Annotated in this window: 13 protein-coding genes and 1 riboswitch; of the genes, 8 read left to right on the top strand and 5 right to left on the bottom strand. The window is 46.9% G+C overall.

Annotated elements, in window-relative coordinates; all coding sequences use genetic code 11:
- The first annotated feature begins 66 nt into the window (after positions 1-66).
- From guaA to B0681_RS08830, 7 genes are all read left to right on the top strand, one after another.
- The gene (gene guaA, locus B0681_RS08860; RefSeq protein ID WP_078318371.1) at positions 67-1626 is read left to right on the top strand and encodes a glutamine-hydrolyzing GMP synthase; all 1560 of its coding nucleotides are present in this window, start codon (positions 67-69) and stop codon (positions 1624-1626) included.
- Positions 1627-1806: 180 nt separating this feature from the next.
- Complete coding sequence (locus tag B0681_RS08855) at positions 1807-2997, top strand: esterase-like activity of phytase family protein (RefSeq protein WP_228143897.1); 1191 nt, start codon at positions 1807-1809, stop codon at positions 2995-2997.
- 233 nt (positions 2998-3230) lie between these two features.
- Entirely contained in the window at positions 3231-3719 is a 489-nt protein-coding gene (locus B0681_RS08850; protein ID WP_078318369.1) for a septal ring lytic transglycosylase RlpA family protein, read from the top strand.
- Positions 3716-4084 (top strand): FKBP-type peptidyl-prolyl cis-trans isomerase, encoded by a 369-nt coding sequence (locus B0681_RS08845; protein WP_078318368.1) that lies wholly within the window; start codon positions 3716-3718, stop codon positions 4082-4084. Before B0681_RS08850 ends, B0681_RS08845 begins: the two co-directional genes overlap by 4 nt.
- Positions 4077-4322: a DUF1653 domain-containing protein gene (locus B0681_RS08840; RefSeq protein ID WP_078318367.1), complete on the top strand. Its 246-nt coding sequence runs from the start codon at positions 4077-4079 to the stop codon at positions 4320-4322. The genes B0681_RS08845 and B0681_RS08840 overlap by 8 nt, the downstream gene beginning before the upstream one ends.
- 178 nt (positions 4323-4500) lie before the next feature.
- Positions 4501-5676 carry a type III PLP-dependent enzyme gene (locus B0681_RS08835; RefSeq protein WP_078318366.1) on the top strand — a complete coding sequence of 392 codons (1176 nt, stop codon included), beginning with the start codon at positions 4501-4503 and terminating at the stop codon, positions 5674-5676.
- Positions 5677-5855: 179 nt separating this feature from the next.
- Positions 5856-7139 carry a valine--pyruvate transaminase gene (locus B0681_RS08830; protein WP_078318365.1) on the top strand — a complete coding sequence of 428 codons (1284 nt, stop codon included), beginning with the start codon at positions 5856-5858 and terminating at the stop codon, positions 7137-7139.
- 67 nt (positions 7140-7206) lie between these two features.
- On the opposite strand, the gene B0681_RS08825 is transcribed toward B0681_RS08830, so the two are convergent.
- The 5 genes from B0681_RS08825 to B0681_RS08805 form a co-directional block, all read right to left on the bottom strand.
- On the bottom strand, positions 7207-8415 hold the full coding sequence (locus tag B0681_RS08825; protein ID WP_078318364.1) for an outer membrane protein transport protein: 1209 nt from the start codon (positions 8413-8415) through the stop codon (positions 7207-7209).
- 139 nt (positions 8416-8554) lie between these two features.
- On the bottom strand, positions 8555-9877 hold the full coding sequence (locus tag B0681_RS08820; protein WP_078318363.1) for a D-arabinono-1,4-lactone oxidase: 1323 nt from the start codon (positions 9875-9877) through the stop codon (positions 8555-8557).
- On the bottom strand, positions 9865-11037 hold the full coding sequence (locus B0681_RS08815) for an alanine racemase (RefSeq protein WP_078318362.1): 1173 nt from the start codon (positions 11035-11037) through the stop codon (positions 9865-9867). Before B0681_RS08815 ends, B0681_RS08820 begins: the two co-directional genes overlap by 13 nt.
- Before the next feature lie 135 nt (positions 11038-11172).
- The gene (locus B0681_RS08810; RefSeq protein ID WP_078318361.1) at positions 11173-11526 is read right to left on the bottom strand and encodes a RidA family protein; all 354 of its coding nucleotides are present in this window, start codon (positions 11524-11526) and stop codon (positions 11173-11175) included.
- Positions 11527-11563: 37 nt separating this feature from the next.
- The gene (locus B0681_RS08805; protein ID WP_078318360.1) at positions 11564-12823 is read right to left on the bottom strand and encodes a D-amino acid dehydrogenase; all 1260 of its coding nucleotides are present in this window, start codon (positions 12821-12823) and stop codon (positions 11564-11566) included.
- A gap of 131 nt (positions 12824-12954) precedes the next feature.
- Positions 12955-13055, top strand: a riboswitch (TPP riboswitch).
- Positions 13056-13144: 89 nt separating this feature from the next.
- On the opposite strand from B0681_RS08805, the gene thiC reads away from it, so the two are divergent.
- Complete coding sequence (thiC, locus tag B0681_RS08800; RefSeq protein WP_078318359.1) at positions 13145-15094, top strand: phosphomethylpyrimidine synthase ThiC; 1950 nt, start codon at positions 13145-13147, stop codon at positions 15092-15094.
- The last annotated feature ends 2 nt before the right edge of the window (positions 15095-15096 follow it).

Below are 15096 nucleotides of genomic sequence, written 5' to 3'. Positions count from 1 at the left end.
TCTTTATCTTTTACATTTTAACCATTTGATCATTTGCCATCATCTTTTACCATTGCAGGAAAGACCATGACCAACATCACCACCGATCGTATTTTAATTTTAGACTTTGGCTCACAATACAGCCAACTGATTGCCCGCCGAGTGCGTGAAGCAGGCGTATATTCTGAAATGTATGCTTATGATATGTCAGCAGATGACATCAAAGCCTTTAATCCAAAAGGCATTATTTTATCAGGGGGGCCTGAAAGCGTCCATATTGAGGGTAGCCCACGAGCACCGGAAATTGTGTTTAATTTAGGTGTACCTGTGCTTGGTATTTGCTATGGTTTTCAGACCATGGCTGAACAATTAGGCGGTAAGGTTGAAGCAGGTGTCGTGCATGAATTTGGCTATGCAGAAATTAACATCACCCATCAAGACAGCCTACTGAGCAAAGTCGGCGATGAAAAAAATCAATCTCAAGTGTGGATGAGTCACGGCGATAAAGTGGCACGATTGCCCGAAGGCTTTACTGTGACATCCTCCACGCCAAGCTGTCCTTATGCGTCTGCTAGTGATGAAACCCGTCAATTTTATGGCGTACAATTTCACCCAGAAGTCACGCATACCGCTAAAGGTACAGAATTGATTTCAAACTTTGTACATACTATTTGTGGTTGTGGTAATGCGTGGAATTCAGAAAATATTATTGAATTACGCATTAAACAACTCCAAGAGCAAATTGGCGATCAAAAAGTATTGCTAGGTTTATCAGGTGGTGTCGATTCATCGGTAGTAGCAGCCTTGTTACACCGTGCCATTGGCGACCAATTAACCTGTGTTTTTGTGGATAATGGCTTATTGCGCCTACACGAAGGCGACCAAGTGATGAAGATGTTTGCCGAAAATATGGGCATCCGTGTCATTCGTGCCGATGCAGAACAACGTTTCTTAACCGCACTATCTGGCGTAACTGACCCTGAAGCTAAACGCAAAATTATTGGACGTGAATTTATTGAAGTATTTAGCGAGGAAGCCCGTAAATTAGATGGCGTAAAATTCTTGGCACAAGGCACGATTTACCCAGATGTGATTGAGTCAGCAGCCAGCAAACAAGGTAAAGCTCATGTGATCAAATCCCATCATAATGTGGGCGGATTGCCGGAAGATTTGGCATTTGAACTCGTTGAGCCATTGCGTGATTTATTTAAAGATGAAGTGCGTAAACTTGGCGTGGCGCTTGGTATTCCACATCATATGATTTATCGTCATCCATTCCCAGGCCCAGGTCTTGGTGTGCGTATTTTAGGCGAAGTGAAAAAAGAATATGCAGATATTTTACGCCTTGCCGATGATATTTTTATGCAGGAGCTGCGTGCAAGTGGTTGGTATGATAAAACTGCCCAAGCTTTTGCTGTGTTCCAACCTGTAAAATCTGTTGGTGTGGTGGGTGATGGCAGACGTTATGCGTGGGTGATTGCGCTTCGTGCTGTTGAAACGGTAGATTTTATGACCGCTCGTTTTGCTCACCTGCCATATGAGCTTGTTGATAAAATCTCAACTCGTATTATGAACGAAATTAAAGATGTTTCTCGTGTGGTTTATGATGTAAGTAGTAAACCGCCTGCAACGATTGAGTGGGAATGATTATTTCACTTAACATTAAAAAATCGCTCAAAATTTTGGGCGATTTTTTTGTTCATCATTAAAGTGTCACAAAGCTGACCTTAGATTGCCATCAAATCAACATAGTTTCGTCATAATCCTTTGCTAAAATCCTGACAGTCTTTGAAAAACAACATAAGGATTTTTATGAAAAATCGTGTGATGATTGGTTTGTTTATGGGTTGTTTGTCTGTGTCTGCGATGGCTGAAGTACCCAAAGCAACATTGACAGGCTTTGCCAAACTGGATGTAGAAACTTATGCCGCAGGGCCTGTGTCAGGTAGTGCGGTGAAGTCAGCCAATGGCATTGCACCGCCCTTTAAGGCTCAGCCAGTTCAGGGCTTTTCAGGCGCCTTAAAAAACAGCGATGGTAGCTATACGGTGCTTGCTGATAATGGCTTTGGTGCCAAGGACAATTCGGCAGATTTTTTGCTGAGAATTTATCAGATTGCAGTGGATTTTCGCACTCAAACAGGCGGCACAGGCACGGTAAAAGTGCTTAATCACATCCAGCTAAAGGATCCCAAGCGCTTGATTCCCTTTGAAATTGTTCATCAAAATACAGCCGAGCGTCTGCTGACAGGTGCTGATTTTGATCCTGAATCGATTCAGCAAGCCGCTGATGGCAGTTATTGGGTAGGCGAAGAATTTGGGCCTTATTTATTGCATTTTGATAAAAATGGCGTACTCTTACAAGCACCGATTGCCTTGCCCGATCCTTATCAGACAGGTCGTATACTGCATTCGCCACAAAACCCATTGATTGGCGATGCGGCTACTGCCACCGTGCAACGCAGTGGTGGCTTTGAGGGAATGGCCAAATCGGCTGATGGCAAATTTTTATATCCTATGTTAGAAAAACCACTGACCGATGCCAAAGGCAAGCAGCTGTTGATTTTCCAATTTGATATCGATAAAAAAGCCTATACGGGTAATTATTATATCTTTGAATTAGATGCGCGTGCCACAGCCATTGGGGATTTTCAAATGATTGATGAGCGCTCAGGGATTTTGATTGAAAGAGATGATAGTGAAAATCAGCTGGATGGCTATAAAAAACTGGTTCGCATCACGCTAGGTGGGTCAGGTGAAGTGGTTCGGCGTACAGATGTGGTGGATTTGATGAATATTCACAATCCGCATCGTTTGTATGGTGCCGCACGCGCAGGCGATATCGGCGTCAGTGAGAGATTCGCTTTTCCGTTTTTTACCATAGAAGATGTGATCATTGAAGATGCGTATACGCTAACGGTGTTTAATGACAATAACTTTCCCAGCTCATCGGGACGCAATGCCAATTTGGCAGATGATAATGAGATGATTCAGATCAAATTGCATTATCCTTTATATTAACTTTTGATTATAGCAGTTAATACAACCATCTAAAGCCGCCATTTTAATGGTGGTTTTTTTGAGCCGCTGTTGAATAGCAACAATCCAGCAACTTTAAATAGTAAATGTTATAAAAATGTCAAAAGATATGTCATTCCTTGTAATCGAAATGGGTTTTGGCTATGATACATCATCATTTTTAATTCAACATGCTAAAAACAGCATTGACCAAGGGTAAATCCCGAGGAGATTTTATGAAAAAATTACTACTGGCCAGCACTGCCCTGCTTGCGCTATCTGCCCAAGCTGCCACCGTGACTTATTATGGTGATAAATTTCATGGCCGTAAAACTGCCAATGGCGAGCGTTTTAACCAAAACGCCATGACCTGCGCGAGTAATACGCACAAATTTGGCACACACCTGAAAGTCACCAATACCGCTAATGGCAAATCAGTTGTCTGCCGTGTGAATGACCGTGGCGGTTTTAGCAAATATGGTGTGACTTTGGACTTGTCAAAAGGCGCGTTTGCTCAGATTGCCCCGCTAAGCCAAGGCCGCGCGCGCGTTACCATCGAGACGGTTAGTGGCGGCACAGCAGCAGCCCAAACACCAGCCAGCACTTTGGCTCAGGATGCTTTGGTTGCGCAGCAAGTTGCTGAAGCGTTATCTAAAGTCGAGACTGTGACCACGCAGCGCACGCAGACCATCACTTTGGCAGCTAATGTCTCAGCGACCCAATGATGACAGACATCACAGTTACTGACATTATCGTTGGCACCGGCAAAACTGCTGTCAAAGGTGCTTTGATTGTCACCGAATACACCGGTAAGCTTGAAGATGGCACGGTGTTTGATTCGTCCATCAGTCGTGGGCGTGCCTTTGAGTGCGTCATCGGTACAGGCCGTGTGATTAAGGGTTGGGATATGGGTGTGCTTGGCTTTAGTACCGATGATGTGGTTGTCGCACCGATGCAAGTTGGCGGTAAACGACAGCTAATCGTCCCTGCGCACTTGGCCTATGGTGAGCGTACGGTGGGTAAGATTCCGCCGAATTCGACGCTGTATTTTGAGATTGAGCTCTTAGAAGTGCGTACGCGTGATGACTGATGTGAAGCCTAGCATCCAAAAGGGCGTCTATCGACATTATAAGGGCAATCTGTACCAAGTGATCGATGTGGTGCGTCATAGTGAATCGCTTGACTGGTTGGTGCTGTATCATCCGCTGTATGGCGATCAGGTGCAGCAGTCCACCTTGTGGGTGCGTCCCTTTGCGATGTTTGTGCAGATGCTTGAGCAAGGGGGTGAGTGCATTCCCCGCTTTGCCTATGTGGGTGATGATGTGTGAATGTGTATCGCATCCACGAAAACTATAGCCCCAACCCCAAAAGCTTGCTATAATATTGATAGCAAGCTTTTTAACATTTTATGGCATTTTTAACATCGAAATGATCGATATTAAAGGTGCTTTTTCTTTTAGATTTTGGCATACAAAACCAAAGCCATGTCCACAGGAGTAAGCTTTTGTGATTAAGATTGATCAATATTTTGACCAAGCCCAATGGCAAAAATTCACCCAAGCGGCAGCAGGCGAAGAAACGCCACTACTGGTCGTGGATCTTAGCCGTATCAAGACCAAATATGAAGAGATGGTCAGTCTATTTCCTAAAGCAAAAATTCACTATGCGATGAAAGCCAGCCCTGCGGTGGAAGTGGTCAAATATTTGGCGGATTTGGGGTCAAACTTTGACTGCGCATCCATTTATGAGCTCGATCGTGTGCTTGACTGCGGCGTTTCGCCAGATCGCATCTCATATGGCAATACCATCAAAAAAGCTGAGCATGTTAAGTATGCCTTCGAAAAAGGCATCAGATTGTACGCTACAGATTCTAAAGCAGATCTAATCAATATCGCTAACAACGCCCCTGGCTCAAAAGTCTTTGTACGTATCTTGGTGCATGGTGCTGACACTGCCGAATGGCCACTGTCTCGCAAGTTTGGTTGCCATCCTGATATGGCGATCGACTTGTTGGTGCAAGCCAAAAACCTAGGTCTGATTCCATATGGCATCTCATTCCATGTCGGCAGCCAACAAAAAGATGTCGCGGCGTGGGATGATGCACTTGCCAAGGTCAAATATATGTTTGACTGGATGAAATACGAAGAAGACATCAAGCTACAGATGATCAATCTGGGTGGTGGTTTCCCAACCAACTACATCAGTGAAGTGAACCCTGTGCGTGTCTATGCCGAAGAGATCCATCGCTATTTGTCCGAAGACTATGATGAAGATGAGATGCCGGAGATTATCCTAGAACCAGGCCGCTCGATGGTGGGTGATAGTGGCGTATTGGTCTCAGAAGTGGTGCTCATCAGCCGTAAATCTCGCACGGATTTGACTCGTTGGGTTTATACCGATGTTGGGTTATTTCAAGGCCTGATTGAGACCTTGGGTGAAGCCATCAAATACCCTGTCTACACCCCAAAAATGGAAACTGCCACCGAAAAAGGCACGGTCATCCTAGCAGGCCCGACCTGTGATAGTACTGATATCATGTACGAACACGCTGGTTATAAGCTGCCACAAGATTTGGAAATCGGCGATAAGTTATATTGGCTCACCACGGGTGCTTATACCAACTCGTATTCATCGGTAGAATTTAACGGTTTTCCGCCATTAAAGGTTAAATACATCGAGTGATGTTTCACATGAAACAGTTTCATGTGAAACAAGTGAACAAGCCAAAAGCCCCAAGCATTTACTCATCGGTGGATGTTTGGCATGATAAGCTGTACTGTAGCAAGCAGTTGACAGCACAGTGAGTCGCACGGCAATATAGCCAGTAGTCCTTACTAATACTAAGTATCACAGAGTGGGTTATGAAATTTTCAAAATTCGGTCAAAAATTCACCAAAGACAGCGCCATCTTGCAACTGATGGATGATCTGGGCAATGCGCTCAATAGTGACAAGCCAGTCAATATGCTGGGCGGTGGCAATCCTGCCAGTATCCCTGAGCTAAATGCTGTGTATCAAGAGACACTTGAATCAGTGGTGGCAGATGCATTTGCGCTTGATAGTGTGGGGAATTATTCCAATCCGCAGGGTGATACTAAGTTTATCAATACCTTGGTTGAATTTTTTAATCGCCATTATGGTTGGGAGCTAACGAGCAATAATATCGCCTTGACCAATGGTTCACAAAATGCGTTCTTTTATCTGTTTAATCTATTCGCAGGTCAATTTGCAGATGGGACAGACAAAGCCATCTTATTACCCTTAGCACCTGAGTATGTCGGCTATGCTGATGTGCATATTGATGGCGTGCATTTTGTGGCTGTACCGCCAAATATTGAGCTGGTGACGCATGAAAATAATGAAGGATTTTTTAAGTATCGGGTAGATTTTGATGCTTTAGAAAATTTAGAAGAGTTAAAAAATGGCAAGATTGGTGCGATTTGCTGTTCTCGTCCAACCAATCCGACAGGCAATGTGTTGACCGATGATGAGATGGCAAGGCTTACTGCCATCGCCAAAAAATATGGCGTGCCACTGATTGTCGATAATGCCTATGGGATGCCATTTCCAAATATCATCTATACCGACACCACGCTGTCGTGGGATCGTGATACAGTGCTGTGCTTTAGCTTATCAAAGGTGGGCTTGCCAGGCACTCGCACGGGGATTATCGTCGCGGATGCACCGATCATCAAGACCATCAGTAATATGAATGCCATCGTCAATCTCTCGCCAGTGCGTTTCGGGGCGACGGTGGCGACGCCGTTATTTGCCGATGATCGCATCAAGACTTTGTCTGATATGGTAATCCAGCCATTTTATCAGGCGCAAGCAAGCCTTGCGGTATCACGACTACAGGCGGAGTTTGATGGCTATCCTGTCAAGATTCATAAACCAGAAGGGGCGATTTTCTTGTGGGTGTGGTTTGAGCATTTGCCGATTTCAACGACCGTGCTGTATCAGATGCTAAAAGAGCAAGGCACGCTGATTATTCCATCTGAACATTTCTTTGTTGGGGTGGATACCGCCAATTATCCGCACGCCAAAGAGTGTATCCGTCTATCCATCGCTCAGCCTGATGAGACCATCATCAAGGGCATCACGACCATTGGTGAGGTGGTGCGTCGGCTGTATGATGGTGTGTGATCTGTAATAAGATCAGACAATGAAAAAGCAGCTGTGATGGCTGCTTTTTCGTATTCGGTGGGTGGAATTAGAAATAATAACCCAATTTCATGCCATAGCCGATGTAGTTGCCATCATCGATTTTGGCGACGGTTTGGCCACCATGCACGATGTCACCGCCATCGATCCATGCATACTGCACACCGCCTGAGATGGCAAGCTGCGGCACAGGCTTGTATTGGGCGCCGAGCGCTACTGACTTGACGGCATCATAAGGGCCAAGTGCGCTAAGCGGCTGGCCTGTGCCATGATCATAGCCGATGCGTACCTCGCCGGCAAGCTTCGGTGTGAACTCACGAGCCAATGCCATCTCGATCGCATAGCCGTCTTTATTATAAGCCGCCAAAGGTTCGCCATTGGTCTGGCTGCCGATGGTCTGTGCGTATAAAGTTGGTGTCACCGAAAAGGCCGACCAATCGACCCAGCGAGCATTGATCATGCCTAGTAGGCGATGTTTTTCGCTTAAGCCAGTTTGAAAATCCAGACTCACCGACTGCGGCATGGTCAGACTTACCGATGATGGGGCGATGGTTTCACCTTGACCGATGGCATCCAAAGCAGGTGCGACAAAGCGTTCGGTGACAGGGGTGCGATATTTGGTCTCGCCACGATAGGTGAGGCTGGCTCGCAGGGCGATTTCTGGTTTTTCATAAGCGATACCAACGACAGGAGCAAGCTCGGTGTCCGTCTTATCGGCGTGTAGCGAGTACTGCACAGGCATCACAGGATCGGAGGAAAAGCCCATTGCATACAGCGGATTGTCGCCATAGCTTGCGACATTGACATCGGCTTTGATTTGCTCAGCGGATACACCGCCATACAGCCAAAGGTTATTTTTGGTTTTGCCACCAGCCAGTAGGGTGAGATTTTTTGAGCTTAAGTTGGCGGATGTGACGCCCAAGTCATTGGCAAAAAAGTTGCCCGATGGATACTGGGTGTTGATCGCCCAAGGTTCGCTGTACAATATGGCGATGGCGGTGTCGTCCGTGGGAGCGATTTTTACTGCCGCTGACCCAAAGCTAAAGCCATCCATCATATCATCGATCGGCTGACCCATCAGATCCACGCCTTTGATGTCAGGATCGACATGAGCATAGCTGATCTCGGCATAATTGCCTTTTTCAAAAAATGGTGCGACAGACTGGCTAGACTGCTCAAGCCCTGATGCCAAGCTTGGGCTTGTGATGGTGGCGATCGCCACAGCCAATAGTGAGTGGGTAAAATGACGCTGTTTCATATAACCTCCTTGTTTATTAGACTGGGTTTTGCTGAATTTAACACTCAGCAGCTCAATGATCAACGAAGCCATAAGCCATCCGATGGCTTTGTACTATAAATTAGCATATTTTAATAAAAATGCAAAGGCATTTGATGGCTTATCCGATGAATTTTTGGTGTAGCCAAGTATTTAAAAACACCCCATTTGGATCATACTGTGCCCGTATCGCCATAAATTTGGGTAAATCAGGATATAGCTTAGCCAGCTCATGATGATCAAGCTTAAGCACCTTACCCCAGTGCGGTCTGCCCGACCACGGCTGCATGAATGTTTTAACCCAATCAAAATACGGTCGGCTGTCAATGCCCCGATATACATGAAATGATAGCACCACGCAGTCGCACCCTTGGGTAGGACTCAAAAACCCTGCCTCGCCCTTGATGGTGCGTACTTCGATGGGAAAGTGCGAGCCTTTGGTGTCATCAAGCAGGGCATCATTGATGGCGGTGATCACCTTGGGGAAATCTTCATAGCGGATGAAATATTCGCTTTCGTCGAACACGACGCCACGCGGCTTTGGGAAGACTTCATAGCTTAAGCCTTGGCGGACGGTGTTGGGGATGTTATCGGCTGACAGCTTGCTCACGGTTTTGATGAATTTGGGGTGTTTGCGAGCTAATTCACTCATCAAATAAAACGCACCATTGAGCACGATGACGCTTTCAAAGCGGTCTTTGACTTTTTGCCATTGGCTCATGGCGGCAGGCGTGGTGGGTGTCAGCGTCTTTTTTTGTAGTTTATTGGTGCCAGGGAATAAAAACCACTCCATGTGGCGATGGTTTTTGACATCTTGATCAAAGCTTGCCAAGCCATCGGCAAAGCTCATCGTGCAGCTTTGTTCTTTCAGCCCGTATAAAGGCACGACTTTTAGGGTAAGTTTGGTAAAAATCCCCAAGAGCCCAAGGCTGATTGTCAAAGCTTGGCTTAGCTCATCCTCACCACGGCGATGATGATGCAGCTGACCTGTGCCATCAACCCACTCCCACGCCACCACCTGTGATGACACCGAGCCAAGGCTAATCCCTGTGCCGTGCGTGCCAGTCGCCACCGCCCCTGCCAGACTTTGAAACTGGATATCGCCCATATTTTCTAGGGCAAAGCCATGCTGTGCCAACATATCGCCAATTTCATACAGATAAGTCCCAGCCCACAAGGTCACTTCACGGGCAGCTGCATCAATACTGACCAAGCCGCGCAGATGATGTAGGCTGATGGCGATCTCTTCAGGCTGTGCCACGGGGCTAAATGAGTGGGCAGCCCCCGTCACTCGGATGCGTTTGCCTGTCGTATTGGCCTGTTTGACGATGGCACACAGCTCATCGATGGTGGATGGGGTGAGCTTTTGGGCAGGTGTGGCCTTGACATAGCCGACCCAGTTTTGCCAGTGCTTATCTTGTTGCCAATTTTTTAGTGAAAACATTGTCTTTCTCCCCGATATGTCCGTATGTGTCCGATGGGCTGATTATTACGATAAGTGATGAGCTCATTAAAGCGTTCGCACAGCTCGCCTGCCTTGGCGTGCTGTAGCCATATGTGACTGCCGATGGGCGGTGGTGAACTCTTGGCCATCAGCGGCGTCTGCACTTCACCAAAACCTTCATCCGTCAAAATCTCAAGCTGTGGTGGATGGATGATCTTGGGCTGCTTATCCCGTCCCATCGCTCCTGATGCCACCAAGCCGCCACCATGAGCGACGATCACGGTGTCTTCAGGATGGCGAGTGACTGGCAGCACAAAGCCTGCCGCTGGTCGAAACCCTGCCATGCTGTCCATATAGCCAAATAAGGCAGGATAATAATATGCCGAGCCTACGGTGATCTCGGTGATCTCAGGCTGACTGGTGGTAAATGCCATGCTACCGCTGCCACCGCCATTGACGATGGTGAGCGGATGGCCGTTTTGATTGAGCCAATCTGTGATGGCTTGGCGACGGGTGGCGAGCTGTTTTTTGGAGAAAGATTTTAATAGGCGGATGATGGGCGTGAGCATCGCTTTATCGGGCAGATGCTCAGGCAGCCCTGCGATTTGACCTTCATAGCCCATCAAGCCAACAAGCTTGGTATGGCTCATTGTTTTGGTGCGATCCAGTAGGTCTTGCACTTGAGACAGCGTGATCAACGACGACCGCTTGGTGCCAAAATACAGCTTGGGTAGCGGCATGGACATATTGATATCCAGACACACCGACAGCACCACGCCGTGCCGTCTGCCGATCTCATCAAGCAGCTGCCACTGCTCCAGCCGATCCACCATCCACACCATGCTCGCCCCTTGTGCGACAAAGGGCAGCGTCTGAATGATGCTCGCTGTATCGATGCTCGGATAAGCACATAAGATATCATCAAAGCCTTGAGCGAGTAGATACGCCGACTCAGCAGCACTGTAGCTCATGATGCCCACAAAATGCGGCGTGCGTTCACGGATATAGTGCAGTACTTGGGTGCTGCGGATGGATTTGCTGGCGATGCGTAGCCCAACTTTGGCGGTCATCTGATTGACTCGCTCGATATTGGCATCGAGCGCATCCAAATCCAGCCATGCCGATGGAGAGACAGGGGGTGTGATGTGTGCAAAGTCCATATTTGCTGTCCTGTGGTGTCATTCCGTGTGCGATTATCTTAGCATTGATTAATGGCTAAATAAAGCTAAAATTTTGCACAAAAAAAACAGGCTTTTGATTCATCAAAAGCCTGTTGTCAGCTAAGCTTGGGCGAATCACTTCACCGCAGCGATCACCATGACTTCGACAAGCCAGTTTGGATTGACCAAATCCGCTTGGATGGTCGCGCGTACAGGCGGTGTCGTGCCAGCGACCCATGCTTTCCATTCGCTGTTAAAGCCTTCAAAATCGGCTAGGTTTTTGATGAATACTTGTGCTGATAGCAAGCGATGCTTATCAGTGCCTGCTTGTGCCAGTGCCTTGTCGATATTGGCAAGTACTTGACGGGTTTGACCTTGGATATCTAGGCTGTCATCATCGGGTACTTGACCTGCCAGATATACCACGCCATTATGCACGGCGACTTCGCTTAATACTTCATTGCTGTCAAATTTTTGGATGCTTGTCATAAAAATATCCTTGTGTGTTGAGAAATGTATGGAAAGGTTAAGACGATGAGCCATAGCGCGCCAATGACAGCCCATCAAGGCTAATCGCAGGCGCCTGCTCGGTGATGATATCGCTAATCAGCTTGCCTGAACCACATGACATCGTCCAGCCGAGCGTGCCATGACCTGTGTTCAGATATAGGTTGTTAAGGTCAGTTTTGCCGATGATTGGTGTGCCATCTGGCGTCATTGGACGTAAGCCTGTCCAAAAGCTGGCATTTGGTAAATCGCCACCGCTGAACAAATCATCACAGACCATCTCAAGCGTCTCACGGCGGGATTGGTTGAGTCCTAGGTTGAAGCCTGACAGCTCCGCCATACCGCCGACACGGATGCGATTATCAAAGCGAGTGATGGCGATTTTATAAGTCTCATCCAGTACGGTCGATACTGGTGCATTATCCGCATCGATGATTGGCACGGTGAGCGAATAACCCTTGACTGGATAAACAGGTAGCGACAGACCAAGCGTCTTTGCCATCGCACGAGAATAGCTGCCCAGTGCCAGTACATAAGCATCCGCTGTCATCAACTCACCATTGACCACGATACCTGTGATGCGACTGCCATCAGTGCTGATGCTGTCGATGGTGCTGTTAAATAGGAATTTGACGCCTAAGTTTTCGGCGATTTTGGCAAGATTTTTGGTGAATAGATTGCAGTCGCCAGTTTCGTCATTGGGCAGACGCAGACCGCCGAGCAGTTCGGATTTGGCACGAGCCAGTGCAGGTTCTGCTTTGACCAAGCCATCACGGTCAAGCAGTTCATACGCCACGCCATAGTCCTTGAGTACTTCGATGTCATTGCCAACCGCGTCCAGCTGTGCTTGCTTGCGAAATAGCTGCAGCGTGCCGCCAGTGCGATGCTCATAGCTGATGCCAGTCTCAGCACGCAATGCCTGCAAGCAATCGCGACTGTATTCAGCGACTCGCACCATGCGAGCTTTGTTGGTGGCGTAGGATTTGTCGTTGCAGTTGGCAAGCATTTGGCACATCCACTGTGCCTGAAATGACGAACCATCGGGACGAATGGCAAAGGGGGCGTGTTTTTGGAACAGCCATTTGATGGCTTTGGTAGGGATACCAGGGGCTGCCCAAGGCGTAGAGTAGCCAGGGGAGATTTGTCCTGCGTTGCCAAAGCTGGTTTCTTCGGCGACATCATGTTGGCGTTCGATGACGGTCACATCCACGCCTTGCTTGGCAAGATAATAGGCGGAGGTGACACCAATCACACCGCCGCCCAGCACAAATACTTTCATGGAGATATCCTTAAAGGACGAAAAACCAATAATATGATAACAAGGAAAAATGACAACAACAAGCAAATAACTCGCTATCATGAAAATTTATCCAAAACCCTATTTGGCACACAATTTTATGTTATACTAAAACCAACTTGACGGAGTGCCATCGTCTGATGGCTGAGAGCGTAAGCAATCCGTTGAACCTGATACAGTTCGTACTGTCGTAGGAATCAAGTTATTTGTTGCAAAATGGCATTTCCCAATCTCAATGGATTTGGTGATGGCTTAATTTTCCTTCAATGGCTTGATTTGTTTTAGCCAAAAAAGGAACATCAAATGAGCCAAACAAATCTATCCCAACTGACCAATCCAACCACTCAAGGTACAACCACCGCAGTCGCAGGCTGTGAACAAGATGCCAAAGAGTTAACCCGCATTTTGCCTGCATCGAAAAAAGTCTATGTACAAGGCTCTCGCGTCGATATTCAAGTCCCATTTCGTGAAATTAGCCTAACCGATACGCCAACGGGTCTGGGCGGGCAGCCCAATCCATCGATTTTAGTATATGATACTTCAGGCGTTTATACTGACCCAAATGTCAGCATTGACCTAAACAAAGGCTTACCAAGCGTGCGTGGTGCATGGATTAGCGAGCGTAATGATACTAAACAATTAAGCGGATTAAGCTCGCAATTTGGACGTGAACGATTAAAAGACATTCGTACTGAAAATATCCGTTTTGCCCATATCACTAACCCAAGACGAGCCAAAGCAGGTCGCAATGTTACGCAAATGCACTACGCTCGAGCCGGCATCATCACCCCTGAAATGGAATATATCGCCATTCGTGAAAATCAGAGGCAGCAAGCAGGCGTGGATACTAGACAGCATCCAGGACAAAATTTTGGTGCAAAAAATTTAACTGAAATTACCCCTGAATTTGTCCGCCAAGAAGTGGCGAGTGGACGTGCGATTATTCCTGCCAATATCAATCACCCAGAATGCGAACCAATGATTATTGGACGTAATTTCTTGGTCAAAATCAATGCCAATATTGGAAATTCTGCACTCGGCTCAAGCATTGACGAAGAAGTCGCCAAAATGACGTGGGCGACCCGTTGGGGAGCTGATACCATCATGGATTTATCAACAGGGAAAAATATTCATGAAACCAGGGAATGGATTATTCGCAACTCTCCTGTACCGATTGGCACCGTACCGATTTATCAAGCCCTTGAAAAAGTCGATGGCATCGCAGAGAATTTAACATGGGAAATTTTTAAAGATACCTTGATTGAACAAGCCGAGCAAGGTGTTGATTATTTTACCATTCATGCAGGCGTATTACTGCGTTATGTACCGATGACGGCAAATCGTTTAACTGGCATTGTCAGCCGTGGCGGTTCAATTATGGCGCAGTGGTGTTTGGCTCATCATCAAGAAAATTTCCTTTACACCCATTTTGATGAAATTTGCGAAATTATGAAAGCCTATGATGTTTCATTTAGTTTAGGCGATGGACTGCGACCTGGTTGCATTCAAGATGCCAATGATGAAGCCCAATTTAGCGAATTAAAAACTTTAGGGGAACTCACGCACCGTGCATGGCAACATGATGTACAAGTGATGATTGAAGGCCCGGGGCATGTGCCAATGCACATGATTAAAGAAAATATGGACTTACAGCTTGAAGTATGTAGCGAAGCACCTTTCTATACGCTTGGGCCTTTAACCACTGATATTGCCCCCGGTTATGACCACATCACATCTGCAATTGGAGCGGCTATGATTGGTTGGTATGGCACGGCGATGCTATGCTATGTAACACCAAAAGAGCATTTAGGTTTGCCAAATAAAAAAGATGTGAAAGATGGGATTATTACCTATAAAATTGCGGCTCATGCGGCTGACCTTGCCAAAGGACACCCTGGTGCGGCAGTGCGTGATAATGCCTTATCTAAAGCTCGGTTTGAGTTCCGTTGGGAAGACCAATTTAATTTAAGCCTTGACCCTGATACGGCGCGTGGTATGCATGATGAAACCATGCCAAAAGAAGCCCATAAATCGGCTCATTTTTGCTCAATGTGTGGCCCAAAATTTTGTTCGATGAAAATTACGCAAAATGTCCGTGATTATGCTAAGAACGCTGATGGCTCTGCTAAATCCGCTGAAGGCTATTACCAAGACGCTGAAGGCTCTGCCAAAGACTTGGACATTGAACAAGGTATGGCACAAATGAAAGAAAAATACCACATTGAGGGCAGCAAACTGTATCATGAAGTGTAAGG

It is taken from the genome of Moraxella porci DSM 25326 (genome assembly GCF_002014855.1).
Lineage (GTDB): Bacteria > Pseudomonadota > Gammaproteobacteria > Pseudomonadales > Moraxellaceae > Moraxella > Moraxella porci.
Note: the sequence above shows the minus strand (reverse complement) of the source record. Positions and strands in the feature narration are given on the sequence as shown.

Excerpts from the sequence above, each read along its gene's own strand:
- guaA (WP_078318371.1), top strand. The coding sequence starts at position 67 with ATGACCAACATCACCACCGATCGTATTTTAATTTTAGACTTTGGCTCA.
- B0681_RS08855 (WP_228143897.1), top strand. The coding sequence starts at position 1,807 with ATGATTGGTTTGTTTATGGGTTGTTTGTCTGTGTCTGCGATGGCTGAA.
- B0681_RS08850 (WP_078318369.1), top strand. The coding sequence starts at position 3,231 with ATGAAAAAATTACTACTGGCCAGCACTGCCCTGCTTGCGCTATCTGCC.
- B0681_RS08845 (WP_078318368.1), top strand. The coding sequence starts at position 3,716 with ATGATGACAGACATCACAGTTACTGACATTATCGTTGGCACCGGCAAA.
- B0681_RS08840 (WP_078318367.1), top strand. The coding sequence starts at position 4,077 with ATGACTGATGTGAAGCCTAGCATCCAAAAGGGCGTCTATCGACATTAT.
- B0681_RS08830 (WP_078318365.1), top strand. The coding sequence starts at position 5,856 with ATGAAATTTTCAAAATTCGGTCAAAAATTCACCAAAGACAGCGCCATC.
- B0681_RS08825 (WP_078318364.1), bottom strand. The coding sequence starts at position 8,415 with ATGAAACAGCGTCATTTTACCCACTCACTATTGGCTGTGGCGATCGCC.
- B0681_RS08820 (WP_078318363.1), bottom strand. The coding sequence starts at position 9,877 with ATGTTTTCACTAAAAAATTGGCAACAAGATAAGCACTGGCAAAACTGG.
- B0681_RS08815 (WP_078318362.1), bottom strand. The coding sequence starts at position 11,037 with ATGGACTTTGCACACATCACACCCCCTGTCTCTCCATCGGCATGGCTG.
- B0681_RS08810 (WP_078318361.1), bottom strand. The coding sequence starts at position 11,526 with ATGACAAGCATCCAAAAATTTGACAGCAATGAAGTATTAAGCGAAGTC.
- B0681_RS08805 (WP_078318360.1), bottom strand. The coding sequence starts at position 12,823 with ATGAAAGTATTTGTGCTGGGCGGCGGTGTGATTGGTGTCACCTCCGCC.
- thiC (WP_078318359.1), top strand. The coding sequence starts at position 13,145 with ATGAGCCAAACAAATCTATCCCAACTGACCAATCCAACCACTCAAGGT.